The organism is Streptomyces sp. NPDC001714 (genome assembly GCF_042892755.1).
GTDB lineage: Bacteria > Actinomycetota > Actinomycetes > Streptomycetales > Streptomycetaceae > Streptomyces.
This window is the reverse complement of record NZ_JBIAUL010000004.1, coordinates 296,421-322,345: the sequence shown is the minus strand read 5'-3', so window position 1 is coordinate 322,345 and position 25,925 is coordinate 296,421. Positions and strand designations below refer to the sequence as shown.

The window sequence follows — 25,925 nt, the reverse complement described above, 5'->3', positions numbered from 1 at the left end:
CCCCGTGGAAGGAGCCATGTGCAGCCGGACGGACGCTCCGCTCGCGCCCACGCCGCTCACCATGTCATTCCCTCGGCGTATTTCGACGACCTGGCCGCGGGCCGAGGAGGTCCGGAGACGGTTCGTTTCCTGCGGATCACCGAGTACAGCAGGCGGCTCCTGCTGCTGAGGGCCCTGCTCGACGCCATCGCCGCGACGCCCGGTGCGCTGGGCCCGCTGCCGCCCGTGGACACCGCGTGGGACGTTCTGACGGTGGCTCAACAGCGCGTCCCCGAGGACTTCGAAGAGCTGTTGCTGCACCCCCAGATCGGCGTCTGGCTGGGGCACAGCCTGCGCCGGCTGAGGCTCACCGCCTGGGGTGACGGGCCCCTGTGGACCGACCTCGGCCACCTGTACGCGGTGTGTGCCGTCGCCGCGCTGCGCGCCGGGCTGCCGTTGCGCACCACGGTGCCGTTGCGGGACGGAGCCGTGATGTTCCCCACCCTCGGGCTGGCCCGGCTGCCGGACCGCCCGCGGTGGGGGACGGCGGACGTGGTGGTGGCGGAGGGGCTGCTGAGGGTCGACCCGCACGGCGCCCGCGTGGGCCCGCCCGAGCCGCTCGGGCCGTTCGGGCCGTTCGGGGCTCCCGACGGCGACACCCCCGGATGGCAGGGGCTGCGCGTCCTGCGGGCCGACGCGGCGGGTCGGCCGGTGACCGTCTGGCTTGACGACATCGACCCGTACCGGGAACTGAGCGAACCACTGCCCCCGCAGCGCCTCGGCAAGGACGCACTCGGCCGCTGGCAGGAACGGTTCGGTCTGGCCCTGGACCTGCTCGCGGCCAGTGATCCCGGCATGGCTGCCGCCATGGCGGAGGGGCTGCGAACGGTCGCGGAGGTCCAGCCGAAAGGGCCCTGGACGGTGTCGAGCGCCTCCTCCGGCGACGCCTTCGGCGGTCTGCTCTCCTCACTGCCGCCGGACCCGGCCGCTTTCGCGGTCACGTTGGTCCACGAGTTCCAGCACACCAAACTGGGCGCCCTGATCCATCTGCTGACGCTGGAGCAGGACAGTGGGACCGAGCGGCACTACGCCCCCTGGCGGAACGACCCGCGTCCGCTACGGGGCCTGCTCCAGGGTGCCTACGCCTTCCTGGGCATCACCGACTTCTGGAGCAGGTACCTGGACCATGCGCCGCCGGGCGAACGGCCCCGGGTGGAATTCGAGTTCGCCCTGCGCAGGCGGCAGACCCAGGAGGCCGTCCGCACCCTCGGGGCCGATCCCGCCCTGACCGCGCACGGCCGCCGTTTCCTGCGGGGCATGGCCGCGCGGCTGCCCGCCTGGTGGTCGGACCCCCGGATCCGGCCGGACATCGTCGCCCGGGCCGAATTCGTGGCCACGGACCACCGCACCGGCTGGCGGGTCCGGCATCTGGCCCCCGCCCCGGACGACGTCCGCGCCCTGGCCCGGGCCTTCGCCGCCGGTGCCGCGGTGGACGCGCACGTCGCCGCGTCCAGCGTCGTCCCCGACCTCGCCGCGCCCTGGTCCCAGGCCCGCACCGGACTGATCCGGCAGCGTCTCGCCGTGCCGGACGCCGGCGACTGGCCCGTACCGTCCGCCGCCGACCGTGCCCTGGTCGCCGGGGATCCCGACGCCCCCGACGCCTACGCCCGCCTGCTGGCGGGCGACCCCGAGGACGCCGACGCGTGGACCGGCCTCGTCCTCGCCCTCGGCGACCGCCCGCTGCTGCACCGCCCCGAACTGCCCCGCGCGGTGCACCGCGAACTCCGCATCACCGGCACGGCCGCCGACCCGCGCGACGTCGCGCGCTGGCTGGCCGCCGGCCTGGCCGTCTGAGAGCGGGGCGGCCGGCTCGACTTCCGTGCCACCCACACAAAAGTGTCCCGTGCCCGACGGCTACCGCCTCACCCTGACCGTGGACGGCGACAGCGGCGGGACCGGTGAGTTCCAGGTCGGCGTGGACGGTGCGGAGACCGGCTCCATGCCGACCGACACGCTCGCCACGAGCACGACGATCGCCCCGGGGTCGTACACCGGCGACGTCGTGCTCACGGTCGCCGAGCAGAACCCCGCCGCCCTCGCCGGGGTCACCTTCCCCCTCCGCCAGGCGCTGTACGTGGGCGGTGCGGGGTCGTCGCCGCGAAGGCCGCCACCCCGGCGCTGGTGGGCGGGACGGTGACGGACGCGGCGCAGGGGGTGATCGCCACGTCCACCCGAGGCCTTCGACGGCTTCTACGTCGCGGAGGGCGCCTCGTACGCGATCACGGACACCACGACCTGCCGTTGCCGACGGCGGCCAGGTCGGTGGTGCCGTCCCCGTCGGCATCCCCGGCGACCAGCGCGCGGGCGCCCGAGCCGACCGTGCACTGCGTGGCCGTCCCGAAGGCGCCGCTCCCGGTGCCGAGCAGGACGCTCACCGTCAGGGCACCGGCCGCTCCGAAGGCCACGATGCGCGGGGCCCGGCGGTTCCGAAGGCCACGATGCGCGGGGTCCGGCGGTTCCTGTGCTTGCTCATGACCGGAGGGATGTCCTTCCGTGAGACGCGGAGGGGGTGTCTGTCATGGGCACCGGAACCTACGGGCCGCCTGTGATTCACGTGTCACCGGACCGTGGTTTCGCAGGGCGCCGTGTCCCCGGCCCGGCCCCGGTCCGCGTGGCCCCGCCAACTTTCCTGCCCCGCACCAGGCTTGGACCTGCCATGTGCGGGGCAGAGCCCTCCTACCGGACAGCAGGTGCCGGTCGGGGCTCGGCAAGAGGAGGGCGTCATGGACGGTCGGATCCGCGTACGCGTTGTTCGTCGGCCCGCTCCCCGCGGGCAGGAGATCGACCGCAGGACGCCTTCCGGGCGCATCCTGCCGTACTAGCACGGGTACGCGGGCGCCACACGGGTACGCGGGCGGTACGCACCCGCCACGGCCGCGGCCGGCACCCGTGGCCGAGCGGGCCGGTTTGGACCGGCGGCCACGGGGCACGTGTGTGGGCCGGCGGCAGGAAGGCGGGCACCGTGACCATCCCGGAGCCGGTACGACGTGGGGTGACGTCCTCATGACCGGCGCACCGGGCCCCTTCGCCCACCCCGCCCTGTTCTACGGCGACGAGGGCGAGTACCTGGCCGGGACGGTGTCCTTCGTCCGGGCGGGGCTGGCCGCCGGCGATCCGGTGGCCGTCGCCGTGCCCGGAGAGAACCTCCGCCTCGTCCGGGACGCGCTGGGCGCCGAGACCGGGCCGGTGCGCTTCCTCGACATGCGGGAGGCCGGCCGCAACCCCGGCCGGATCCTCCCCGGCGTCCTGCACGCCTTCGCCGACGCGCAGCCGCCCGGCCGCCGCGTCCGGATCATCGGCGAACCCGTCTGGCCCGGCCGCACGACCGCCGAGTACCCGGCCTGCGTCCAGCACGAGGCCCTGATCAACACGGCATTCCGGGGCCGTACGGCGACCATCCTGTGCCCCTACGACACCCGGCGCCTCGACCCGCAGGCCATCGCCGACGCCCGCGCCACCCACCCCACCCTGCGGCAGGCCGGCGGCGGACCGGACCGGGACAGCCCCGCCTACGCCCCCGCCGACGTCCTCGCCCGCTACAACGAACCCCTGCCGCCCCCGCCCGACGCCGCCCCGCCGCTCCGCTTCGAGGCGGGCTCCCTCTCCGCGGCCCGGCACCTCGCCACCGCCGAGGCCGCCCGGCTCGGCCTGCCCGCGGTCCGGCTGGCGGACCTGACGCTGGCCGTCGCCGAGCTGACCACCAACAGCGCTGTGCACGGCGGGGGCGCGGGCACACTCACGGTGTGGGCCGAGGACGCCGGCGTGGTGTGCGAGGTCCGCGACAAGGGCCACCTCACCGACCCCCTGGCCGGCCGCCGCCCGGCCTCCCGCGACCGCTCCGGCGGCCGCGGCCTGCTCCTGGTCAACCTCGTCGCCGACCTGGTCCGCGTGCACACCGGGGCGGAGGGGACGACGGTGCGGTGCTGGTTCGCGCGCTGAACGACGGGACCCGACCCGGCCAGAACGCACCCGGCGCTCCCAAGTCTCCGCCGATTCAAGCCGGTTGACCTGCACATTCGTTTCGCGGCCCGGCTCCGCGGGCAATTGTCGGGCAACGTGGCCCCGGCCATGGCCGCGGGAGGGGGACACGGGCGTGCCTGACCTGGTGCGGACGACGGACGGGCGGCGGCTGCGTGTGGAGGTGTCGGGGGATCCCCGGGGGCGACCGGTGTTCCTGCTGCACGGCATGCCGGGCAGCCGGGTGGGGCCGCGGCCCCGGCCGATGTTCCTGTACCAGCACGGTGCCCGGCTCATCAGCTTCGACCGGCCGGGGTACGGCGGCTCGGACCGCCGTCCGGGACGGCGGGTCGTGGACGTCGTCGAGGACGTGGCGGCCGTGGCGGACGCCCTCGGACTGGGCCGGTTCGCGGTGGCCGGCCGCTCCGGCGGCGGACCGCACGCCCTCGCCTGCGCGGCGCTGCTGCCGGGCCGGGTGACCCGGGCGGCCGCCCTGGTGGGGCTCGCGCCGCGGGACGCCGAGGGGCTCGACTGGTTCGCCGGGATGGCGCCGTTCAACGTCCTGGAGTTCCACACCGCCTTCACCGACCCGGAGCGGTACGCGGCCCGGATCATCCCGCGCTCGGCGGTCATCCGCAGCAACCCGGCGCAGATGCTGGAGGACCTGCGGGCGGACCTGACCGAGGAGGACCGGCTGATCGTCTCCGACACCAGCATCCGTTCCATGCTGCTGCGCACCTACCACGAGGCGCTGCGCACCTCTCCGTACGGCTGGATCGACGACGCGTTCGCGCTGACCAGCCCGTGGGGCTTCGACCCGGCGCACATCGGGGTGCCGGTGCTGCTGTGGGCCGGCGCGAAGGACGTGTTCTCGCCCGCCTCCCACTTCTCCTGGCTGGCGGCGCGCATTCCGCGCGCCAAGGCCGTCCTGGAGCCGAAGGCGGCCCACTTCGCCTCGCTGCGCGCGCTGCCCGACGTACTGGACTGGCTGCTGGCGGGCACGCCGAGGGGCTGACGGCGCGCGGCCCACGGCGTGCCGTCGGCCGCGTGCGGTCACACGGCGAGCGGCTCCAGGTCCCGGTACACCCTGCGTTCCTCCATCGCGAAGCGGGTGATGCCGTTGTTCTCGCCGAGTTGCTGGCGCAGCCCCTTCAGCCTCCTGACCGCCTCGTCGTGCAGCGCGCGGGCCTCGTCCAGGCGGCCGAGGGCGGTCAGGGTGAGCGCGCCGTTGCTGACGACGGCGAGGGCTTCGGGATGCTGGGCGCCGAGGTCGGCGCGCAGCGCGTCGGCGCTGCGCTGCTCCCGCTCCCAGGCCTCCTCCGGCCGCCCGGTCTCGGCGAGCACGATCGCGTAGTTGGCGGAGCAGAACTGGGTGTGCGGGTGGTGGGCGCCGAGTACGTCGGTCATGCGGTCCAGCACCTTCAGGAACACCTCCTCGGCCTGCTCCCGGTCACCGCAGCCCCAGTGGAACACGCCGAGGTTGTTCATCGCGGCCTGGGTGTAGGGGTGGGCCTCGCCCGGCTTCTTCACGTACTCGGCGAGCACCTTCTGGGCGACGTCGCGCGCGCCTTCCCGGTCCTCGGCCGCGAACAGGTCCGCGGCGTGGTTCAGCTCGCAGGCGAGGAAGTCCGGGGTGGAGGCCGTGTACTGCGCCCGGTACTGGTCCAGGGTCGCGGAGGTCAGCCGCCGGGCGTCCTCCAGCTGGCCCGCCCTGCGCAGCGACACCGCGAGCGACTTCGCACACCGCAGGGTGCCCGGGAATTCCTTGCCCAGCACGCGCTTGTGCTGGTCGTAGGCCCGGGACAGCACGGTCACGGACTCGGTGTACCGGCCGACCTCGCGCAGGTCGCGGCCGAGGTTCTCCGCGGACGACAGGGTGTAGATGTGATCGGCGCCGTGGACCTGGGTGCGGCGGGCGAGGGTGAGTTCGTCGATCTGCCGGGCATCGCTGTATCTGCCGACCATGCGCAGCGCCAGGGCGAGGTTGTTGGCCGCGTTCAGGGTGCGCGGGTGGGCCTCGTTGAAGATGTCGCTGAAGCCGTTGTGCGCCTCCCGCGCCAGCTCCACCGCCTTGGTGTACTCGCCGAGCGCCGCGAGGTCGCTGGAGAGGCTGGAGGTGGTGATGAACGTGTGCGGGTGCCGGCCGCCGAGCAGCCGGCGCTGCCGCCCGAGCACGTCGTCGTCCATCTCCCGCGCCTCGACGTACAGCCCCTGGGAGCGCAGCACGTTGGCGAGCTGGCAGCGTACGTACAGGTACTGCTCGTCGTCCTCGCCGAGGGGTTCCTTCCAGTGGGCGAGGAGTTCCTCGGCGAGCCGCTGCGCCCGTGGGAACTCGCCGCGTTTCCACAGGTAGCGGACGCGGTCGATGAGCAGCCGGCGTGGTTCCGCCTCGGTGCAGTTACGGATGTCGGAGGCGGGCAGGTGCGGCCACACGATGTCGAACTGCGGCCAGTTCTCCCGGTTGTCGGTGGGCTCGTCGCCCTTGGGGCGGGCCTCCCTGAGGATCTCGTGCACGATGTGCCGGGCCTGCCGCTGCTCCTCCTCCGGCATCCGGGAGCGGATCACCGCCTGGACGAGGCGGTGCACCTGGATCGAGCCGGAGATCTGGTCGACCTTGGCGAGTGCGAGCTGGCCGATCTCCCGCACCAGCTTGCCGATCAGCAGGCTCTCCTTCAGCGTCGTGTCGAAGCGGTGGAGGGCCTTGAGCATCTCGTCGTTCTCGTAGAGCAGCTTGGCGGAGATCGGCTCGGGGGCGAGGAACGCGCACAGCTGCAGCAGCCGTACCGAGGCGGGCGAACGCTCCTTCAGGCGCTCGATGGAGATGTTCCAGGTGGCGGCCACCGTCTCGGGGTAGTCGGCCGGCTGGTTGAGGCCCATCACCGCGGTGGTCTCCTCGGTGAGGCGGCGCAGGTACTCGGCCGTCGGCATGGCGGTCGCGGCCAGCCAGGCGCCGGCCTGCTCCACCGCGAGCGGCAGGTCGCCCACGGCCTCCGCGACCTGGTCGGCCTCCGCCGGGGTCAGGCCCGGGGCGCGCCGGGACAGGTGCTCGACGCTCTCCTGCCGCTGGAAGACGTCGACCGGCAGTGTCTCCCCCTTGTCCGACCACGCCTGGTTCCGCGAGGTGACGAGGATGTGCCCGCCGCCGGTGGCGGGCATGTAGTCCGCGAGGTCCTCCGGATCGTCGGCGTTGTCGAAGACCAGGATCCACCGCTTGGTGGGGTTGCCCCTGGAGAGCATGCGCACGGTTTCCTTGCTGGCCAGCGCCATGTCCTCGCCGCCGGGCGCGCCGATGCGGGAACCGAGTTCGGCGAGCGAGGCCACCACGTTGTCGACGTGCTCGGCCGACACCCACCACACCAGGTCGTAGTCGGCGCTGAAACGGTGCACGTACTCCAGGGCGATCTGCGTCTTGCCGACCCCGCCCATCCCGAACAGCGCCTGGTGCTGCGGCAGTACGGCGGTCATACCGCTGCGCAGCTGCTCCCGCACCCTTTCGAGGATGTAACCCCGGCCGGTGAAGGTGCTGTTGCGCTGCGGCACGTTCCAGTGGTCCGGTACATGGCCGGGGAACCGGGGTGCCGCCGGTCCGCCCTTCGGCGGCTGCCCGGGCAGTTCGAGTGCGCCGAGCAGCGCCCCTTCGCAGCCCGCCTCGTCGAGTCCGTGCAGATCGACGAGGCCGGCCGGATCCAGGTACGACTCCGGCAGCCCGACCTCCTCGACCTGTACCGTCACCAGGCTCCCCGGCTGCCCGTCACCGACGGCCGCCGGGCCGAGGACGCTCTCGACGGTCCGGGAGCCGCGCAGCGCCCTGGACAGCACCACCAGGGTGCAGGCGCCCGGGGCGGTCCGGTCGGGCGGGCCGACGGCGAGGTCGTGCAGCGTGACGGCGCAGCCCGCCCGCTTCAGCAGCGACTCGATCCAGTCGGCCCACATCCGGTTCTCCGCCGCGTACACGATCGCCACCCGCGCCCCGTTGGCCTGCGGCCGGCGCCGGATGAACGCGTCCCGGCTGCGCAGCCGCGCCGGTTCCGGGATCTGCGGCAGCGCGGTGACCTCGTCGTCGGTCACGGCCGCGGTGAGCCGTTCGAAGGCGGCCAGCAGCGACTTGGGATCGCCCTTCTTGTCCCCGACGACGGCGAGGGTCTCCTCGTACGCGTAGTACGGCTTGTACGGTATCTCGACGCTGCCCCAGTAGGCGGTGACCTCGTCGGCGCTCAGCCGCTCCCCGCCCGGCCCCTTCGGCAGTCCGGCGAACTTCAGCCGGGCCACCGCGCGGCCCGCCTCGACCTTGTCCTTCTCGCCGTCGTCGACGCGCATCGGCACGGGCAGCACCCGGATCCGCCGCTTGCGGTGTTCGTCGGCGACGCTGTGCGCGACCTCGGCGGCACCGTCGATGGACTGGTCGCTGAGGGTGAAGCAGTCCACGAGGACGTCGGGCATCTGGAGGGTGCAGATGTCCGCGGTGTCCGACAGGCCGGTGCGCGAGTCGATCAGGACGTAGTCGTACGACCGTTTCATGCTGTCGCGCAGGGCCTCCAGGAACATGCCGCCGTTGAGGCGGTCGTAGAAGTTGTCCCACTCCAGGGAGGAGGCCGTGCCCGAGTAGGCGCGGAACTGGCGGCCCGCGGAGAGGAAGTCGAGCGAGCCGCCGTGCTCGAAGCCGAGTCCCTGGCGTTCCGGGGAGAGCGAGACGGCGTGCTGTTCCACGTCCGCGAACTCCAGGTGCCAGAGTCCCGTGCGGCTGATGCCGTCGGTCGCCGCCCAGGCGTAGTCCTGGAGGATGTTGAGGACGCCTCCGGTGGCGGTGAGCACGTTGGGGTCGAGGAACGGATGGAAGAAACGATCCAGCCCCGGGGCCTCCAGGTCCCAGTCCACGGCGAGGACCCGTTTGCCGTTGGCGGCGAGGATCCATGCGGTGTTGGCCAGCGCCATCGTCCGTCCGGTGCCGCCCTTGTACGAGTAGAAGGTGATGATGCGTCCGTCCCTTGCGGCCGTCATGCCTCTCCTCCGGGGTCGTCTCCCGCGTCCGGGCCGGACGGCGGGTAGGGGTCCGCCAGACGGGGTCTGGGGATGTGCGGGCCCGGCGGCAGTCGGACCTCCGCGTTCTTCAGGAACTGGCGGGTCGTGTAGGCCACGACCTCGGGCAGCACCTTGGTGAAGGACTTGAGCGTGGGGACGCCGTTGACGGCGATCCGGGTGTCGCCGCGCCGGGCCCGCTCCAGGATGGTCGGCATCACCCGCTCCAGCTCCTCGGCGAGCCGCCGCCCCTCCGGCCCGTGGTTCTGCAGGTCCGTCCGGCAGCGCGGCACGATCGCGCTCACCCACGGGCGGGCGTACGCGTCGAACGTCTTCAGTCGGCTCCGGCGCTCCTCGTCGCTCAGCGCCCACTGGTCCACGAGCAGGATGCCGGGCTGCCGCTCACCGGATCCGTGCGGCTCCTCGGCGGGGTTCTCGTCGTCGAAGGCGGCGACCGTCACCCGGTAGTCCAGCGAGCGGATCAGCTCCTCGGCGTGCGTGGACAGCGCGCGTGTCGACTCGGTGTGGTACGGGTTCCAGTCCAGGGCGTCGTCGCCGTACGGCCGGGCGTCGCGGTGCTCCGGGACGGAGTCCTCGGTGGGGGCGGCCACGGTCAGCCGGATGTTCCGGGGGCCGGTGCCGCGCGGTTTGAAGGCGCTCGGGGTGGTCTCGTAGTCCCGGGGGCGTCCGGGCGGCAGCCGGGCCTCGCGGGCCGCCTGCACGATGCGCTCGGCGAGACCGAACACGGTCTCGTCGTACTCGTCGCGCAGCCTGCTGAGCTTGATCAGCCCGTAGATCCCGTTGTTGAGGTACCGCCCGCCCGACGACGCGTTCTCGATGTGCATGTGCCGTACGGAGTCCGGGAGTTCGCGCATGTCGACGCGGGTCCACAGGGCGGGCACGATGGCCGAGGCGGTGGCCGTCCCGGTGGTCCTGGCGTTCAGCATCCGTTCGTGGAACGCGTACCACTCGCGGCCGCACATCTCGCTGGAGAAGTAGCGCGGCGAGAAGAGCGGTACGAACACCCGGCAGGCGGCGAGGTTCTCGCTCAGCTTCTCGGGCCAGCCCTCCCCGGAGCGCATCTCCCGGTCCATGAAGCCGGCCGGGGACCCCGCGGGCAGGTCGGTGAGGGCCATGATGTGGCTGCACAGGTCGTTGAACAGGACGCGCACCCAGTGGTCCGGGTCGCCGCTGTCCGGGCTCCACTGCGGGGTGTGGGCGTACGACAGGAAGAAATAGGGCCGGTTGTCCGGAACCCGATCCTGCACCCGTTCCCCCATGTCCGCACGTCCCCCTGCCCGTCGGCAAGCCGCTGGACCGCCCCCGTCGCCGGTGCGTGCCTCCGCCGGACTCAACAATGTGCCCGACGGACACCGTTTCCGGTTCACTGTTTTCAGGCCAAAGCCCGTCGATATCGAGACATCTGACCCTTGGCGTGGTCCACCACGTCCCGGATACCGCAGAGCACGACCGCCCGCGACGCCCACGCGGACTCGGCGAGCATGCGGCGCGGCAGCCGGGCGCCGATCTCCCCGAAGTCGCTGTCGTCCAGGGCGAGATCCCGGTACTCGACCCAGTTCCCCTTGTCGCCCACCACGCAGCGGTAGGTACGCCGGGGCGGCCTGGGACGCGTGAGGTACTCGGCGTAGTGGAACGCGCTGCACACCTCGAACCCGACCCGCAGCAGCAGGATCTGGGCGTCGGCGGCGTACAGCCTCGCCATCGGGGAGAGCCGGCCCAGGTGGCTGCGCAACGGGTGCCGGCGCAGCAACTTGGCTGCCCCCGGCCCGAGTCCGGCGAAGGAGGTCTGCGGATGCGCGCTGCGCACCGCGCCGTGCGTCGACCGCACGCACTCGGCGAGCGCCCCCATCGTCGGGCACCCGGTGGCCTCCGGTTCGAAGGGCGGCATCGCCCCGCGGTACGCGGCCGCCTCCGCCTCGCTCAGGCCCGCGACGGCTTCCCTGTACGCCCGGGAGGTGTCGGAGTTCTCGGGCGTGAACGCGGGCACGACCAGGGTGCCCGCGGGGCCGAGCGCGGCCAGCAGCGCGTCCCGGACCAGCTCCGGGGCGACCCCGGTGCCGCTCAGCGAGGCGTGCACCATCAGCACCCCGCCCCGCCGGACGCCCAACGACCGTAGTAAGCCGCCCAGTTGTGCCGACTGCGCCACCTCGGTCATGATCCCTCGCGCATACTCGTCCACTGCGACCACATACGGGCCACCAACACGGCCCCGGTCGGTGTCAGTTCGGACTCCGGCAGCAGGGTGAGGGCGGTGAGCGCGCGCGCCGCCGCCCCGTCCGCCCTCCGACCCAGCTCGTCGTCCGCCCGGTCCAGCAGGGCGCCCGCCGGACCGCCCGGCCGGTGCAGGTCGGCCGTCTCGCGCAACGCGGTGAGGCGGGCCCGGCGGCCGATCCGGGGGAGTTCCCGGGCGAACTCCTCGGGGGTCACGTCGACCGCCACGCCCAGCGCCCCGAACCCGTGGCTGCCGAGCACCAGACCGCTGCCCGCCGCCAGCGGGGTGAGGACGGTGGGCCGGAACGCGTCCGGGTCGGAGTGCCGGTCCCACGTCTCCTTGGCCAGCAACTCGTAGGCCCGCGCCATCCTTTCGGCGAACTCGCCGCACCCCAGCGTCGGGGCGACGGGGAAGGGATAGCAGTCGCGGTAGGGGTCGGCGTCGTCGACCAGCGGGCCGTCCTGGACCGGCAGCCGGTCGACCGGGCGCCAGCGCGCGGAGACGGGGACCTCGTCGAGGCGCACCCAGCCTGCGCCGGACTTGCGCTCCTCGCGCACCCGGAAGGCGTCCGGTGCCACGGTGACCTCGACGCGGCCGGGGGCGTCCAGGCGGTAGCTGCCCCAGGTCGGCAGGTGCAGCCGGGTGCCGGGCTGGTCCCAGGACAGCCTGGCCGGCGACCCTGCCCGCAGGGCCGCCGCGGCGGCCAGCGACATGAACCGGGCCGTGTCGGCGGGGCCGTGCAGAGAGCGCCGGAGACTCGTGCGCACGTAGGGGTGCGCGAGCACCTCGTCCAGCCGCGGGGCGGCCTCGGGGTCGGCGTCCAGGGCCAGCAGCAGTCGCCAGGCGTCGGCCCAGTCCGGCTCGGACGCCAGGTGCTCCTGGGCCCGGCGCAGCAGCACTCGGTCCAGCTCCAGCTGAGCCCAGGAGAGCCGGTCCGAGCCCAGCACCGCGGGGGAGAACGAGCGGTCGGTCACCCGGTCGGCGATGCCCTCGACCAGGGAGCGAAGGTCGCCGCAGAAGACACTGGGGTTGTCGAAGCCGTTTTCGGAGCTGTACCGGTGCCCGTACAGGCCGCCGCCGCAGGACCGCACCACCGGACAGCCGCGGCAGGTGTCGCCGAGTCCGTCGACACCCCGCTGCCGGGCCCGGACGCCGGGGTGCGTGGCGAACTCCGCGAAACCGTGCCGGAAGACGTCGTAACCCGTCTCCGGGGCGCCCGCGTAAGCGGTCTTCAGCCAGTCGGCCTGCTCGAAGGTGCCGTCCGTCTCGATCACGGCGAGATCGCTGGGCGCCAGCCCCAGCGCCTCGGTCAGGGGCGGCCCGCCGCGCAGCGTGCTGAGCACCGAGTCGAAGGTCCGCACCGGCATCGGGCGGCCCTGCTGCTCCCAGCGGTCGAAGACCGCGAGCAGCCAGTCGGCGTACGGCGTCCTCGTCCCGGCCGGGTTGGGCGGCGGGCTGTCCCAGGTGGAGTGCGGAAGCAGGTAGTCGATCCGCGGCGGGGCCAGCTCGGTGAGGGAGTCGTGCACGGCGACCGGGTCGTTCGCCACGTCCACCGTGCACAGCACTCCGCTGAACAGGTGACGGTACTCGGGCTCCTGGAGCAGCCGGATGCCGCGGACCACGCGGTCGTAGCTGCTGCGGCCCCTGCGGTCGAGCCGGTGCCGGTCGTTGGCCGCGCGGTCGCCGTCGAGCGACACGCTGACCCGGACCCCGAACTCCCGGCAGACGTCCAGGTGCCGCCGGTTCAGGGTGACCGCGTTGGTGTGCATGCGCAGGTCGAGCGCGGTCAGCGGGGAGAGGGCGCGGGTGAGCTCCGCGCAGATGTCCCGCAGCCGGGCCGGGCCGACCAGCAGCGGCTCGCCGCCGTGCAGGATCACCGAGACGGACTCGAGGGCCCGGGACCCGGCGTACTCGGCCAGCCGGCCGGCGACGGCGCGCACAGTCTCCGGGCGGATGAAGGTCGGGCGGGACCGCCAGCTCTGGTCGGCGTGCTGGTACACGTAACAGTGGTCACAGAGCAGATCACACCTGCTGTGGATCTTGAGGACCAGCTGTCTCAGAGGTGGGTCGTCGGGCGACTGGCTCGTCACCGGAGGCAGTCTGTCAGACTTCCCGTGCCCGAGGCGTCCCAAACCGCTTAAACGGTGGGCGCGTTGACGCCCATCGGCTCACTGACGTGGGCGCGGGCGGTACGCCCGTCCGCCGGGCGCACCCACGTCCGTGTGAACGTTCTCGTGTCGTCGTTCCCGGTCAGAACGCCGAGTTGAACGTCGACTGACCCGAACGGCGGTCGGCGACATCGGTCACGCGGCCCGCGGTGCGCGCCGCGGCGGTCGCGAGCGGGTCGATGTCCGACAGGGGCTTGTGCCGCGCGACCGGCCCCGCGGGCTGAGAGGCGCGCCTCTTGGGCATCGTGCTGAGGTTCATGATTGTTTCGTCGCTCCGGTTCGGGTGCGTGGAACCGACTCTGGTCCCGATGCTGCGGACCCTATACCAGGAATGCCCGGCGCACGTCTTGTGCCCGGCGCGGCTTTCCGTCCTCATTGATTTCTCAAGCCATTTTTTCGGGGGCGCGCGAAAGCCTTCGGGGGCGCGCAGGGCATTCGGGGGGCGTTCATGGGGGCCGCTACCACTCCTGTACCGGGCACCACGCTGGGCGAACAGGATCTGCCGCCGCTGTTCCAGGTGAGTGACCGGTGGGCGCTACGCCACCAGAGTGACTCGTTCCGGGCGGTGCGGACACATCTGATCCTGCTTCTGCTGGCCACCACGGCCGCCGTCCTGACCGAGCAGGCGTCAGGTCATGTCATGACGGTGCTGGCCGCCGTCCTGTACGGGCTGACGATAGCCCTCGGCCTCAGCACCTCGCGCCGTCGGTCCCGCGCCCACTGGCAGGCGCACCGGGCGGCCGCCGAACTGCTCAAGTCGCTCGCCTGGCAGTACATGGTGCACGGCGGGCCCTTCCACTCCCATGTCGCCGACCCGGACGCGGTGTTCGCGGAGCGCCTCGAGGAACGCCTGCGCGAGCTGCGCACATGCGGCTGGGAGGACTCCCGCGACCCCTGGGAGCGGGGCAAGGGGCAGATCACACCGCGGATGCGCGCGGAACGGGCCAAGTCCTACGCGGCGCGCCGGGATCTCTACCTGCGCGACCGGCTCCTGGAGCAGGCCGTCTGGTACAAGAACCGGGCCGCCCGCGCGCACCGCGCCGCCGCCCGCTGGTCCTCCGTCACCGCGGCGCTGACCCTGTTCGCCCTCGCGGCCGCCCTGCTGCGGACCGTCGGCCTGCTCGGCGGCGCCGACCTCGCGGGGCTGCTCAGCGCGGCCGCCGCGGCGGGCGTCGCCTGGCAGGAGGTACGCCGGCACGGCCCGCTGACGCAGGCCCACTCCCTCATCGAACAGGATCTGGAGACCGCCCGGATCGCCATGGCCACGACGGTGACGGAGGCCGGCTGGGCCGAGGCGGTGGGGGAGGCGGAGCGCCTGATGTCCCCGGCACACACCGAGTGGCTGGTGCGCTTCGGCACCTGACGTCCTCTCAGGCCCCTTCCGGGGCCGCCCGGGCGGCGTCAGTCCCGCCGCACCCCCGCCTGCCACAGCACCGTCACCGGCACCCCCTTGCGCCGCGCGTAGGCCACCACGTCACCGGTGCCCCCCGGGCCACGTGCCGGGCGGCCGTCCCAGACGGCGATCAGGTGGTCGGAGTGGTCCACGATCCAGCAGCCCGCCGCGAAGTACGCCTGCTCGTGCGTCGGCTGGACGGGCAGGTCGACGCGGGCCGTACAGGACCGCAGAAGCCTGCGGTACGTGGCCCGGGCCTCCTCGTCGCCCAGATGCGCCTCGTAGTCCATACCGGGGATCACGGCCGTCACCGGGACGCCGTGGGCCAGGGCGATGTCCGCGAACAGCTGGTCGGCGCCGGCCGCGAGGCAGCTGAGGGCCTCCCACGCCACGTCGCTGCGGCTGAACCGACGCCGCAGGGCGGAGTGGACGCAGGGCAGGACGGACGGGGGGATGGCACGGTGCCCGGTCACGCCGACGCGGGTGACGGCGAGGCGGGGGACCGCCGCCGCCTCGGCCAGGTACTCGGCGGACACGGTGATATCGGCTGTCACGGAACGTCCCCTCCCGTCACCATCGGTGAGTCCACCCTAATCGAGGGGCGACAAGGTGCGCAGGGGGCGCATCGACTCACGTCGGTGCCCGGCCGTGCCGGGGACGGGCCGTCAGGCGGCCAGCGGGTCCAGCACCAGCGGCTCGATCCGGCCCTCCAGCATCGCCCCGATGCCCTGGACGGCGCACACGTCCGGCCGCTCCGCGATGTGCACCGGCATGCCGGTGGCCTCCCGCAGCAGCTGGTCGAAGCCGGGCAGCAGCGCCGACCCGCCGACCATCATGATCCCGCGGTCGGCGAGATCGGCGACCAGGTCCGGCGGGCAGTCGCGCAGCACCTTGCCGATCCCGTCCAGGACGGACATGAGGGGTGTCTGGATGGCGTCCCGGACGGCGGCGGTGTCGACCCGCACGCTCCGGGCCAGCCCGGTGGCCACGTCCCGCCCGTGGATCTCGGTGGAGGCGGGGCCCTCCGGGGTGAGGCCGTTGCCGTCCAGGGCCAGCTCAAGGGGCCGTACCGACTGGTTCGGCAGCATCAGCTCGTGCTCGTGCCGCAGGTGCTGGACGATCGCGTGGTCCACGGCCTCACCGCCGACCGGCATCCGCTCGGCGCACACGATCGACCCGAGGGAGAGGACGGCGACCTGCGTCGCGGCGGCACCGCAGACCAGGATCATGCTCGCCTCCGGCCGCTCGACCGGCAGCCCGCACCCCACCGCCGCGGCGATCAGCGTGTCGACCAGCTCCACCCGCCGCGCCCCCAGCCCCACCAGCGTCTCGATGGTCGCCCGCTGGGCCAGCGGGTCGGCGTCGTGCGGGGTGCAGGCCGCCGCCCGCAGCCGGGGCTTGCGGCGCAGCGAGCGGCGGATCTTGTCGCCGAGCAGATGACGCAGCATGCGCTGGGCCATCTCGATGTCGACGATGGTCCCGCCGGAGATGGGCCGTACCACGCGGATGTAGTCGGGGGTACGGCCCGTCATCTTCTCCGCGAACTCGCCGACGGCGATCAGGGCGCCGGTTCGGGTGTTCACGGCGGCGACGGAAGGCTGGTCGACGACCAGGCCCATGCCCTTCACGTACACCCGGGTGCGGGCGGCCCCCAGATCGACGGCGAAATGGCAGCGGCGCAACTGCTCCAGACTGACGGTCACGGCAGATCCTCCCGAGTGCGCGGGCCGTGCGGGGTGGGGACCGCCGGTCGGCGGCCTGCTTCGCATCCTCCGGGGGAACGGAGCGGCGCGCCTGCGGGGAGGGGCCGGGCGGGGCGCGGCTGAATGGGGGGTTTCCCGGTTACAGGGTGCGGGCGGCCTCCAGGAGGGGGCGCAGGCCGGGTTCGCCGCTGACGTGGAAGAAGGGGATGTCGGCCTGCCGGGCGGCCGACCGCTCGGCCACGGTGGCGGGGTGGAGTCCTCGGGGCCGCACTCCCAGTGCGCGACCGGCTCGTTCAGCCACTCGCGGGGCAGTACGAAAGTGAGCAACGCCTCGGCGTCCGGCCAGGGCAGCCCCGCTGAACCCGCCCGCCAGCGGCTGCCCGTGTGCCGAGGCGGTCTCCGACTGCAGCCACTCGTCGGCGATCAGCGTCCGGGACACGGCACGGTAGCGGGCCTGCACCCCCTCCCCGTAGCCCTCCGGGAAGCGGTACGCGACCAGGTGTGCCCCGCCCCGCTCCGCTCCCGGCGGCACGAACCGGGCCGGCCGTAACGGCACCTCGCGGTCCAGTTCGAGTACGGCGAGATCGCCCGGGTCGGTCCAGCCGCCCGCCCAGCCGCCGTGCACGGCGACGGTCGCGGTCAGCCCGCCCAGGTCCCGGCGGTTCGGGAAGCTCGGTCAGCGGCGCCCAGTCCCGGTCCTGGACGACATGCGCACAGGTCAGCACCGTGCGCGGGGCGACGAGGAAACCCGCTCCGGACACCGCGCCCCCGCACTCGATCCGGGCGTGCCGGGCAGCACCGCTCATGTCGCGTCGGCAGCCCCGGAGGTCCAGCTCAGCCGTACCACCAGCTGCCCCTCGGCCGCGCCCTTGGCGATCACGGCGCCCGCCTCAGCCGTCAGCTTCACCCCGAACTCCAGCTCCACCGCGTCGGGTTGCAGAGCGCCGTCCCGGAAGACCCGCAGCGCGGACTGGGCCGCCGCCCGCACCCCGTCCAGGGCGCCCTCGAAGGAGCGGGTGGCCTGCGCGGCCGGTCCCGAACCGCCGTCGCGGGAGACCGGACGGCTGCCGGGCCCACCGTCGGCCGACTCCACGACGACGACGGCGCCGTCCTCGGTCTTGAACTCCATCATCCTCGCCATGGCGCCCCCGGCTCCCCCGTGTCCTCGACCCCGTAACCGGCCCATTGTCACCGAAGGCGACGGCCCGTGTCCGCCCGCCGCGACGGAAACCGCCCGGACGTGCCGTTTCCGCTCCGGCGCCCAACACCTGTGCGGTACAGGCCCCGTGACACCCTCTCGGAACGACCGACGAGGGTCGGGCGGGTGAGCGGGTGAGGCAGCGCCCCGCAGGGGCGCTGGGGACCCCCGGCCGACGGCTGGGGGAGGAACTGCGCGACCAGCCTCCACGAACCCGCAGACGACCACGATGGCCGGGCGGCCGGGCGGGCGGTCGGTCGGGTCGGGTGGGGCAGGTGGACGCGCGGTCGAGCGGATGGGCGGCCGGGCGGCCGGGCGGGCGGTCGGGTCGGGTGGGGCAGGTGGACGCGCGGTCGAGCGGATCGGCGGGCGGGAGGTCAGCCCGGTGGTGGGGGTGCGGCGGAGCCGGTCGTGGGGTGGCCCACGATGCCCCGGACCACCCCCAGCTCCACCAGGTCCTGGGGCCGGATGCGCAGCTGGCCGGCGGTGGTCTCGGTCTCTTCCGGGGGGCGTTTCAGGATCGCCGCCGCCAGTTCGGGTGCGATGACGGAGAAGTAGCTGTCCGGGGTGGCCCAGGTGTTGCCGGGCGCGGCCAGTGCCAGGGCGCCGCCCGAGCCGCCCTCGCCGATGACGAGGGTGGTGATCGGCGTCCGGGCCGCCGCGACCTCGCCGAACAGCTCCGCGATCGCGGCGCCCGCGCCCTGCCGTTCCGCCTCGGCGTCGTTCGCGGCGCCCGGGGTGTCGACGAGGGTCAGCACGGGGATCCCCAGCCGGTCCGCGAGCCGTATCAGGCGGGCGGCGGTGCGGTACCCGGCGGGCCGGGTAGCCGTCCCGGTCTGCGCGGCGAAGGCGACCGTACGGCCGTCCTCCCGCTCGCCGAAGCCGCACAGCATCCCGTCGGGGTCCGCCCCGCCGCACCGGTCGCCGACCAGGGCGGCCCGCCGGGTGAAGTAGGCGTCCAGGTAGGCCTCGGCGCGCGGCCGGTGCGGGGCGCGGGCGCGCCGGACGGCCTCCCAGCCGGTGGCGGGCAGCGCGGTGCCGCCGAGGGCGTCCGGCGGGTCGGCGGGTATCGGGGCGGGCGCGGTCAGCAGCCGCAGCCACAGCCCGAGCGATGCCTTCAGCTCCGCCGCAGGCACCACGGCGTCCGCCGCCCCGGCCGCGAACTGGGCCTCGGCCGTGTACGCGGCCGGGTCGGCGTCCGGCGGGCGGACCCGGGAGCCGGCGAAGCCGACCTGCGCGCCGGGCAGCGCCAGGATCACATCGGCGCCGGCGCCCAGGGTGGCCCAGCCGCCGCCGGTCGTCGGGTCGCGCAGGACCGCGACCTGCGGCAGCCCCGCCTCCCGGGTGAGCGCCGACTGGCGTGCCACGCGCTGGAGTTGGGAGAGGGCGAGCATGCCCTCCTGCATCCGGCTGCCGCCGGTGGCGACCAGCGGCACGACCGGGAGCCGGTGGGCGCGGGCGTGGACGTACGCCGCCTCCAGCCGGTCGCCGGTCCGCTCGCCCAGCGAGCCGCCGAGGAAGCCGAACTCGAACGCGATCAGCACGGCCGCGGTGCCCTCGACGCGCGCGGTGCCGACGACGACGGACTCCTCCTCGCCGGTGCGCTCGGCGGCACGGGCGCGCGAGGCGTCGTACCCCTGCCAGCCGAGCGGGCCGTCGGGCGGCGACTGCCGTGCCGGGTGCGGGAGTCCGGCGAAGGTGCCGGGGTCGGTGACAAGGTCGAGGATCCGGCGGGCGGAGAGCCGCTCGGGCGTCGGCTCAGGCACCGAGGGCCCGCTTCATGATCTTCCCCATGTCGTTGCGGGGGAGGGCGTCCAGGTAGTGGACGACGCGGGGCCGCTTGTGCGGGGCGAGCCGCCCGGCGACATGGTTCGCCAGCTCCTCGGCGGACGGCGGTGACTGCGGGTCGGCCGGGACGATCCAGGCGACGATCCGCTCGCCCAGGTCCGCGTCCGGCTCCCCGGTGACCGCGGCCTCCCGCACCCCCGGATGTTCGAGCAGCGCGTTCTCGATCTCGCCGGCCCCGATCTTGTAACCCCCGCTCTTGATCAGGTCGGTGGCCTTGCGCCCGACGATCCGCACATAGCCGTCCGGCTCGCGCACCGCCATGTCCCCGGTGCGGAACCAGCCGTCGGCGGTGAAGGCGGCGGCGGTGGCGTCGGGCCGGTTGAGGTACTCGGTGAACAGGTTCGGGCCGCGCACCTGGATCTCCCCGACGGTCTCCCCGTCGAACGCGGCGATCGCCGTCCCGTCCTCCTCCACCAGCCGCAGCTCCACCCCCGGCAGCGGCAGGCCCACGGTCCCCGCCCGGGCCTCCCCGTCCACACGCACACTGGTGTTCATCAGGGTCTCCGTCATGCCGTACCGCTCGACGACCCGCCGTCCGGTCGCCGCCGCGATCCGCTCGTGGTCGTGGACGGGCAGCGCGGCCGAGCCGGAGACCAGCAGCCGGGCCCTGCCGAGCGCCTTCGCCAGTTCGGGGTCGGCGGGCAGCGCCTCGGCGATGCGGTGGTACATGGTCGGCACGCCGAACACCATGGTCGCCCCGTCGTTCAGCTCGCGCGTGACCCCGTCGGTGTCGAACCGCCCCAGGTGCCGGACCGAGCCGCCACGCCGCAGCGGCCCGAGGATCCCCAGCACCAGCCCGTGCACGTGGAAGAGCGGCAGGCCGTGGACGAGGACGTCCTCCCCGGTCCACTGCCAGGCGTCGGCGAGCGCGTCCAGTGTGGCGGCGAGCGCCCGGCGCGGGATGACGGCGCCCTTGGGCGGCCCGGTGGTGCCGGAGGTGTAGACGACGAGGGCCGGGTCGGACTCGGCGGTACGGTCCTCGGGCAGCGGCCCCACGGCCGCCGCGTCGACATCGATCCGCTCCAGCCCGGTGAGCGCGGCCGGGAGTTCGGCGCCGGGCGCGGCCAGCACGGCGGCCGGTGCGCTGTCGGCGAGGATGTGCGCGAGTTCCTTGTCACCCGACTTCGGGTTGAGCGGTACGGCCGCCCGCCCGGCCAGCAGGGTGCCGACGACGGCCACCGCGGTCTCCAGCTCCGGCGTCGCCCACACCGCGACCCGGTCGGCGTCCCGGACCCGGCCGGCGAGGGCGCCGGCCGCGGCGGCGAGCTGCCCGTACGTCAACGACCGCGCCCCGAACCGCAGGGCAACCTGCTCGCCCGGACCGTCCACCAGGGCCGGAAACAGAAACGACACGCGACGACTCCTCACCGGTCGGAACCTCGACAGCCTCTTCCTACACCAGCCACCACCCTCCGGGGCCACCCCACTCGCGCTCCGCACCACGACGTTGATCACAGTGCCGGGACGGTGGCCGGGGAGACCGGTGCCGTGACAGGCCATGGGGGGCTTCTGCCGAGTGAGGCGGCGGCCATGGGCCGGACCGGACGGCCCCCGGAGGCCGCGCCCTCTCTACCAACCCCGCACCGCACGTTGCCGCAGGCCGGGACGGGGTGCCCGCAGAGGGTGTTCTCCCGGCCCGCCCTGTGCGTTGCCGCCGGCCGGGACGGGGGTGCCCCGGACGGCTTTCTGCCCCGGTCGGATCTCTGTCCTCCTCAGCCTCCTATCCGACCGAGACAGGTGGGTGGGCGGGCGAGAAGACGTCGGCCACGACCGCGCTCACGTTGTCGGCGCCGCCCGCCTCGTTGGCCGCCTCGACCAGCACCCGCACCGCGTCACCGGGCTCGCCTGCCCCCAGCAACTCCCTGATCCGCTCGTCGGAGACCTGCCTGGTCAGCCCGTCCGAGCAGACCAGGTACCGGTCGCCGGCCCGGGCCTCGTGCAGTTTCAGGTCCGGGGTGTCGGCGGCGTCACCCGGCAGGGCCTTCGCCAGCAGCATCCGCTGCGGATGGCTCTCGGCCTCCTCCGGCGTCAGCCGGCCCTCGTCGATCAGCGACTGCACCACGGTGTGGTCGTGCGTGATCCGGAACAGCTCCCCGTCCCGCAGCAGATACGCCCGTGAGTCCCCGATGTGCACCAGGGCCAGTCGGGACCCGGTCCACAGCAGCGCGGTGAGTGTCGTACCCACATCCGCACTCCCGTCCGCCACCCCCTGTACGGCCTCGCCCGCCGACCGCACCGCGTCCTCCAGGAGGTTCAGCACGTTCCCCGCCGAAAGCTCGGCGTCCTCCAGGGGCTTGAGCGCCGCCACCGCGGCGGCACTGGCCGACGCCCCGGCCGGCCCGCACCCGTCGGCGACGGCCAGCAGCCGGCGCCCCGCGTACGCGGTGTCCTGGTTGGACGGCCGGACCTGCCCCCGGTCCGAACGGGCGGCGTAAGCCAACTCCAGCATCATCTCCGTGTCCCTTCTCGACTCTCCGGTCAGGTGGTCGACGAGGAACGCGGCCAGGTCCCGCCGTACGGCGGTCTCCGCCTCGACGCGGGCCCAGTACGCCCGTACCTCCCGGGCGGCCGGACCCGCGGGCAGCGCGCACACCTCACGGATCCGCGCCAGCGGCATGCCCAGCCGCCGCAGCCAGGCCACCAGCCGGGCGCGTTCCAGCTGCGCGTCGGCGTAGTACCGGTAGCCGGTCTCCGGGTCGACCCGGGCGGGCTTCAGCAGGTCCAGCTCGTCGTACAGCCGCAACGCCTTCGGCGAAAGCCGGCAGGCCTTCGCGAAGGCCCCGATGGTCAGCCACTCCATACCGGATCCACCTCACGTTCCTCGACGTCCGCCACCGATGCTGGGGCTTCACCGAAGGTGAAGGTCAACAGCGTTCCCGGGTTAGCCTGCCGCAGGAAGGAACGCCGACGTCCAGAGCCAAGGGAGCCCCCGCCGTGCCCCGCATAGCCCTCGCCACCTACGACCCCGGCACGGCACCCAGCAAGGACCAGGACCTGCCGGTGCTGCTGGAGGCGCTGACCGCCGCCGGGGCCGAGGCCGTCGCCCGCCCGTGGGACGACCCCGAGGTGGAGTGGGGCGGCTACGACCTGGTCGTCATCCGGTCCACCTGGGACTACAGCTGGCGCACCGAGGAGTTCGTGCCGTGGGTGGAGCGGGTGGGGAAGGCGACCCGGATCGCGAACCCGGTCGAGGTCGTGCGGTGGAACACCGACAAGCGGTATCTCGGTGATCTCGCGGCGGCCGGTGTGCCGGTCGTGCCGACCCGGTATCTGGCCCCCGGCGACCCGGCCGCCGAGCTGCCCGCCGACCGTGAGTTCGTCGTCAAGCCCACCTTCGGCGCCGGCGCCCGGTTCGCCGCCCGCTACCCGCCCGGCGACCACGCGACGGCCGTACGGCACCTCGCCCGGATGCACGAGGAGGGGCTGACCGCGATGGTCCAGCCGTACGTCTCCGGCATCGACGTCAGCGGCGAGCGGGCGCTGCAGTTCTTCGGCGGGCGGCTGCTGCACGCCAGCCGCAAGCGGGCGGTGCTCACGCCGGGCACGGCGTACGACGCGGACAAGGTCGCTCACCCGGAACTGGCGGCATGGACCCCGACACCGGCCGAACTCGCCGTCGCGGAGCGCGCGTTGGCGGCGGTGCCGGACGCGCCCGAGCTGCTGTACGCCCGGGTGGACCTGGTCGACGGCGCGGACGGGCGGCCGCAGGTGATGGAGCTGGAGCTGGTCGAGCCGAACCTGTTCCTGTTCCTGCACCCCGGGTCGGTGGCCGCGGTGGCGGAGGCGGTCCTCACCGCGGCTCGTCGATGACGGCGGTGCGCTGCAACAGGCCCCAGGTGAACTCGGCGACCACCTGACGGCCGTCCGGCACCTTGAAGGTGAGTCCCCAGCGGGTGGGGGCCGTGCCCTCCAGCGGGCGGGCGGGGGCGAAGGCGCGGGCGGCCTCGTCGACCGTGCAGGACCAGGGGGTCAGGTCGTCGAAGGTCTCCAGTTTCGGGGCGGGGGCGTCGGGGGCGCGGACCAGCCATTCGTTCCAGACCGCGCCGGCGGGGCCGACCATGACCTCGAAGCGCAGGGTGGGCCACAGGGGGAGCGGCCACTGCCAGGCCGCGCACTCCAGGTCGCCGACGGTGCGTTTGGTCTCCCACGCGGGCGGGCCGAGGACCGAGCGGTAGCGGGAAGCCGCCGAGCGGGACCGGGGCGAGCGGGCCATCGCCTGCCAGCGCTTGTTGGCCTCCCGCATGTCCGCGATCGACGCACCCAGCGTGCGCCGGGCGTCCTCCACCAGGTCCGGGTTGTGGTCGGCCATGCGGCGCAGCAGCACCAGCTGGAAGTCCAGTTGCATGCTCCCCATGGTGCACATGCGTGTGCCCGGCTGGTTCCCGGCCATTGCCCACGCAATCCCCGATGGCTAGCCTGTGTTCGTCATGCCGATCGCCTGTTGATATCTCGAACGGCTCCGCAGCTGAGACGCGCGCCGCACCGATATCCGGCGCCTAGACCCAAGGGAGGGGGCCGGACGTGGGACGCCTCGTGCCTGCCGTGACCCGGGCTCTCGACATTCTTGAGCTCTTCCTGGACGGGGACGGGACCCTCTCCGCCCCCGACATAGTGCGCAAACTCCAGCTGCCGCGGACCACCGTGCACGAGCTGGTGACCACGCTCTCCGCCCGGTCGTACATCGTGCCCGTACCCGGACAGCCCGGACGCTACCGGCTCGGTGTCCGTCCGTACCAGCTAGGCAGCCGGTACGCCGAGCAGCTCGACCTCGCCGCCGAGGGCCAGCAGGTCGCCCGCTCGGTCGCCGAGACCTGCGACGAGACCGTCCACGTGGCGATCCTCGAAGGCACCGACGTCATCTACATCGCCAAGGTCGACTCCACGCACGCGGTCCGCATGGTCTCCGCCGCCGGCCGCCGGCTGCCCGCCCACTGCACCTCGGTCGGCAAGATGCTGCTGGCCTCGCTGCCGGAGCCGGAGCTGACCGCGCGCATCCCGGACGACGCCGACCTCGTCGCGATGACCCCGAACAGCATCACCGAGCCGGGCGCCCTGCGCGAGGCCCTCACGGAGATCCGCGCCCGCGGTATCGCCGTGGAGAGCCGCGAGTCCAACCCGGACGTCTCCTGCGTCGCCGCGCCGGTCCGCGACCGCACCGGCCAGGTGGTCGCGGCGCTCTCCATCTCCGTCCCGATGATCCGCTGGAGCGACGAGCGCCGCCGCGAGCTGGAGCAGCTCGCGGCCAAGGGCGCCGCCGAACTCTCCGAGCGCCTCGGCCACCGGAGCGTGGCATGACGACCGTGACGACGACGGCGTACGAGGTCGCGGTCGCCGCGGAGGCGACCCTCGGCGAGGGTCCCACCTGGGACCCGGCGACCGGCCGCCTGATGTGGATCGACGTCCTCGGATCACGGATCCACACGTACGACCCCGCCACCGGGCACCGCACGATCCGGACGACGGACCAGCACGTCGGCGCGGTCAAGCCGCGGGCCGGCGGCGGCCTGGTCCTCAACCTCCGCGACGGCGTCGGCCTCCTCGACCCCGACGGCACGTTCCGCTGGCTGCACCGCGAGCCGGTCCCGGGCCGCCGCGCCAACGACGCGGCCGTCGCCCCGGACGGCTCCCTGTGGGCCGGCACGATGCGCTACGACGAGGCGACCGGGGGCGGCACGCTCTCCCGGGTGGCACCCGACGGCACGGTGACGACGTTGCTGCCGGACGTCACGGTCAGCAACGGCATCGGCTGGAGCCCGGACGGCCGCCGCGTCTACTACGTCGACTCGCCGACCCGCCGCCTGGACGTCTTCGACTACGCCGACGGACTCCCCGTGAACCGCCGCCCGTTGGTGACGATCGAGGAGGACGCCGGTTTCCCCGACGGCCTGACGGTCGACGCGGACGGCTGTGTGTGGGTGGCGCTGTGGGGTGGGGGAGCGGTACGGCGCTACTCGCCGACGGGTGAGCTGGACCGGGTCATCTCCCTTCCCGCCACCCTCACGACGGCCTGCGCGTTCGGGGGCGCCGATCTGACGGACCTGTACGTCACGACGGCACGGGTGGGGCTGGATCGGCCGCATCCGACGGCGGGGTCGCTGCTGGTGATCCGGGGCGCGGGCAAGGGCGTTGCCCAACCGGCCTTCCAGGGCTGACCTTCCAGCAGCGCCCCGTCAGGGGCGCGGGGCTGCATCCGGTTTGCGGTTGCCGCGGCGTGGGCGCGATCAGCCTCCGCAGGCTGACGACGGCCGTTCGGCAGCGCCCCGTCAGGGGGGGGCGGGGCTGCATCCGGTTTGCGGTTGCCGCGGCGTGGGCGCGATCAGCCTCCGCAGGCTGACGACGGCCGTTCGGCAGCGCCCCGTCAGGGGGGGGG

At 73.8% G+C, this 25,925-nt stretch carries 22 protein-coding genes; 8 read left to right on the top strand and 14 right to left on the bottom strand.

Going from position 1 to position 25,925, the window contains the following annotated elements; genetic code table 11:
• Positions 1–18: 18 nt before the first annotated feature.
• Together ACFY0P_RS13095 and ACFY0P_RS13090 are read left to right on the top strand one after the other, a co-directional pair.
• Positions 19–1,833, top strand: a complete 1,815-nt coding sequence (locus tag ACFY0P_RS13095) for an HEXXH motif domain-containing protein (RefSeq protein ID WP_388910854.1) — start codon at positions 19–21, stop codon at positions 1,831–1,833.
• Positions 1,834–1,882: 49 nt separating this feature from the next.
• Positions 1,883–2,176 (top strand): hypothetical protein, encoded by a 294-nt coding sequence (locus ACFY0P_RS13090; RefSeq protein WP_388910851.1) that lies wholly within the window; start codon positions 1,883–1,885, stop codon positions 2,174–2,176.
• An 82-nt stretch (positions 2,177–2,258) separates the two neighbouring features.
• Here ACFY0P_RS13090 and ACFY0P_RS13085 read toward each other — a convergent pair whose 3' ends face one another.
• A complete protein-coding gene (locus tag ACFY0P_RS13085) occupies positions 2,259–2,444 on the bottom strand; it encodes an FG-GAP repeat domain-containing protein (protein WP_388910848.1) in 186 nt (61 codons plus the stop codon).
• A 598-nt stretch (positions 2,445–3,042) separates the two neighbouring features.
• On the opposite strand from ACFY0P_RS13085, the gene ACFY0P_RS13080 reads away from it, so the two are divergent.
• Together ACFY0P_RS13080 and ACFY0P_RS13075 are read left to right on the top strand one after the other, a co-directional pair.
• On the top strand, positions 3,043–3,978 hold the full coding sequence (locus ACFY0P_RS13080; RefSeq protein ID WP_388910846.1) for an anti-sigma factor RsbA family regulatory protein: 936 nt from the start codon (positions 3,043–3,045) through the stop codon (positions 3,976–3,978).
• 154 nt (positions 3,979–4,132) lie between these two features.
• Entirely contained in the window at positions 4,133–5,011 is an 879-nt protein-coding gene (locus ACFY0P_RS13075) for an alpha/beta fold hydrolase (RefSeq protein WP_388910844.1), read from the top strand.
• Positions 5,012–5,049: 38 nt separating this feature from the next.
• On the opposite strand, the gene fxsT is transcribed toward ACFY0P_RS13075, so the two are convergent.
• The 5 genes from fxsT to ACFY0P_RS13050 all read right to left on the bottom strand — a co-directional run bounded on the left by fxsT (position 5,050) and on the right by ACFY0P_RS13050 (position 13,672).
• Complete coding sequence (fxsT, locus tag ACFY0P_RS13070) at positions 5,050–8,994, bottom strand: FxSxx-COOH system tetratricopeptide repeat protein (protein WP_388910842.1); 3,945 nt, start codon at positions 8,992–8,994, stop codon at positions 5,050–5,052.
• Positions 8,991–10,280 carry a TIR-like protein FxsC gene (locus ACFY0P_RS13065; RefSeq protein ID WP_388910840.1) on the bottom strand — a complete coding sequence of 430 codons (1,290 nt, stop codon included), beginning with the start codon at positions 10,278–10,280 and terminating at the stop codon, positions 8,991–8,993. Before ACFY0P_RS13065 ends, fxsT begins: the two co-directional genes overlap by 4 nt.
• A gap of 125 nt (positions 10,281–10,405) precedes the next feature.
• A complete protein-coding gene (locus ACFY0P_RS13060; RefSeq protein ID WP_388910838.1) occupies positions 10,406–11,188 on the bottom strand; it encodes an aminoglycoside N(3)-acetyltransferase in 783 nt (260 codons plus the stop codon).
• Positions 11,185–13,335 (bottom strand): radical SAM/SPASM protein FxsBH, inactivated beta-hydroxylase extension form, encoded by a 2,151-nt coding sequence (fxsBH, locus tag ACFY0P_RS13055; protein ID WP_388910836.1) that lies wholly within the window; start codon positions 13,333–13,335, stop codon positions 11,185–11,187. The genes ACFY0P_RS13060 and fxsBH overlap by 4 nt, the downstream gene beginning before the upstream one ends.
• Before the next feature lie 160 nt (positions 13,336–13,495).
• Complete coding sequence (locus tag ACFY0P_RS13050; RefSeq protein ID WP_388910833.1) at positions 13,496–13,672, bottom strand: hypothetical protein; 177 nt, start codon at positions 13,670–13,672, stop codon at positions 13,496–13,498.
• A 189-nt stretch (positions 13,673–13,861) separates the two neighbouring features.
• On the opposite strand from ACFY0P_RS13050, the gene ACFY0P_RS13045 reads away from it, so the two are divergent.
• The gene (locus tag ACFY0P_RS13045) at positions 13,862–14,776 is read left to right on the top strand and encodes a DUF4231 domain-containing protein (RefSeq protein WP_388910831.1); all 915 of its coding nucleotides are present in this window, start codon (positions 13,862–13,864) and stop codon (positions 14,774–14,776) included.
• Positions 14,777–14,814: 38 nt separating this feature from the next.
• On the opposite strand, the gene ACFY0P_RS13040 is transcribed toward ACFY0P_RS13045, so the two are convergent.
• The 7 genes from ACFY0P_RS13040 to ACFY0P_RS13010 all read right to left on the bottom strand — a co-directional run bounded on the left by ACFY0P_RS13040 (position 14,815) and on the right by ACFY0P_RS13010 (position 22,355).
• Positions 14,815–15,327: a hypothetical protein gene (locus ACFY0P_RS13040; RefSeq protein WP_388911463.1), complete on the bottom strand. Its 513-nt coding sequence runs from the start codon at positions 15,325–15,327 to the stop codon at positions 14,815–14,817.
• A gap of 144 nt (positions 15,328–15,471) precedes the next feature.
• Positions 15,472–16,509 carry a rod shape-determining protein gene (locus ACFY0P_RS13035; protein ID WP_388910829.1) on the bottom strand — a complete coding sequence of 346 codons (1,038 nt, stop codon included), beginning with the start codon at positions 16,507–16,509 and terminating at the stop codon, positions 15,472–15,474.
• Between the two features lie 139 nt (positions 16,510–16,648).
• A complete protein-coding gene (locus ACFY0P_RS13030; RefSeq protein WP_388910827.1) occupies positions 16,649–17,134 on the bottom strand; it encodes a hypothetical protein in 486 nt (161 codons plus the stop codon).
• 177 nt (positions 17,135–17,311) lie between these two features.
• Positions 17,312–17,650 carry a CU044_2847 family protein gene (locus tag ACFY0P_RS13025; protein ID WP_388910825.1) on the bottom strand — a complete coding sequence of 113 codons (339 nt, stop codon included), beginning with the start codon at positions 17,648–17,650 and terminating at the stop codon, positions 17,312–17,314.
• 434 nt (positions 17,651–18,084) lie between these two features.
• On the bottom strand, positions 18,085–19,473 hold the full coding sequence (locus ACFY0P_RS13020; RefSeq protein WP_388910823.1) for a carboxyl transferase domain-containing protein: 1,389 nt from the start codon (positions 19,471–19,473) through the stop codon (positions 18,085–18,087).
• Positions 19,466–20,908, bottom strand: coding sequence for an acyl-CoA synthetase (locus tag ACFY0P_RS13015; RefSeq protein WP_388910821.1), 1,443 nt, complete (start codon positions 20,906–20,908; stop codon positions 19,466–19,468). The genes ACFY0P_RS13020 and ACFY0P_RS13015 overlap by 8 nt, the downstream gene beginning before the upstream one ends.
• Positions 20,909–21,275: 367 nt before the next feature.
• Positions 21,276–22,355 (bottom strand): MerR family transcriptional regulator, encoded by a 1,080-nt coding sequence (locus ACFY0P_RS13010; protein ID WP_388910818.1) that lies wholly within the window; start codon positions 22,353–22,355, stop codon positions 21,276–21,278.
• Between the two features lie 134 nt (positions 22,356–22,489).
• Here ACFY0P_RS13010 and ACFY0P_RS13005 point away from each other — a divergent pair, with 134 nt between their 5' ends.
• Positions 22,490–23,365: a RimK family alpha-L-glutamate ligase gene (locus ACFY0P_RS13005; RefSeq protein ID WP_388910815.1), complete on the top strand. Its 876-nt coding sequence runs from the start codon at positions 22,490–22,492 to the stop codon at positions 23,363–23,365.
• Here ACFY0P_RS13005 and ACFY0P_RS13000 read toward each other — a convergent pair.
• Positions 23,346–23,945 carry a hypothetical protein gene (locus tag ACFY0P_RS13000; RefSeq protein WP_388910812.1) on the bottom strand — a complete coding sequence of 200 codons (600 nt, stop codon included), beginning with the start codon at positions 23,943–23,945 and terminating at the stop codon, positions 23,346–23,348. The two genes, ACFY0P_RS13005 and ACFY0P_RS13000, sit on opposite strands and share 20 nt — an antisense overlap.
• Before the next feature lie 131 nt (positions 23,946–24,076).
• Between ACFY0P_RS13000 and ACFY0P_RS12995 the strand changes: the two genes are divergently transcribed.
• Positions 24,077–24,850, top strand: coding sequence for an IclR family transcriptional regulator (locus ACFY0P_RS12995; protein WP_388910809.1), 774 nt, complete (start codon positions 24,077–24,079; stop codon positions 24,848–24,850).
• On the top strand, positions 24,847–25,707 hold the full coding sequence (locus ACFY0P_RS12990) for an SMP-30/gluconolactonase/LRE family protein (protein ID WP_388910806.1): 861 nt from the start codon (positions 24,847–24,849) through the stop codon (positions 25,705–25,707). The genes ACFY0P_RS12995 and ACFY0P_RS12990 overlap by 4 nt, the downstream gene beginning before the upstream one ends.
• Positions 25,708–25,925: the final 218 nt, after the last annotated feature.

Excerpts from the sequence above, each read along its gene's own strand:
- ACFY0P_RS13060 (WP_388910838.1), bottom strand. The coding sequence starts at position 11,188 with ATGACCGAGGTGGCGCAGTCGGCACAACTGGGCGGCTTACTACGGTCG.
- ACFY0P_RS13010 (WP_388910818.1), bottom strand. The coding sequence starts at position 22,355 with ATGGAGTGGCTGACCATCGGGGCCTTCGCGAAGGCCTGCCGGCTTTCG.
- ACFY0P_RS13025 (WP_388910825.1), bottom strand. The coding sequence starts at position 17,650 with ATGGCGAGGATGATGGAGTTCAAGACCGAGGACGGCGCCGTCGTCGTC.
- ACFY0P_RS12990 (WP_388910806.1), top strand. The coding sequence starts at position 24,847 with ATGACGACCGTGACGACGACGGCGTACGAGGTCGCGGTCGCCGCGGAG.
- ACFY0P_RS13080 (WP_388910846.1), top strand. The coding sequence starts at position 3,043 with ATGACCGGCGCACCGGGCCCCTTCGCCCACCCCGCCCTGTTCTACGGC.
- ACFY0P_RS13050 (WP_388910833.1), bottom strand. The coding sequence starts at position 13,672 with ATGAACCTCAGCACGATGCCCAAGAGGCGCGCCTCTCAGCCCGCGGGG.
- ACFY0P_RS13045 (WP_388910831.1), top strand. The coding sequence starts at position 13,862 with ATGGGGGCCGCTACCACTCCTGTACCGGGCACCACGCTGGGCGAACAG.
- ACFY0P_RS13000 (WP_388910812.1), bottom strand. The coding sequence starts at position 23,945 with ATGGCCGGGAACCAGCCGGGCACACGCATGTGCACCATGGGGAGCATG.
- fxsT (WP_388910842.1), bottom strand. The coding sequence starts at position 8,994 with ATGACGGCCGCAAGGGACGGACGCATCATCACCTTCTACTCGTACAAG.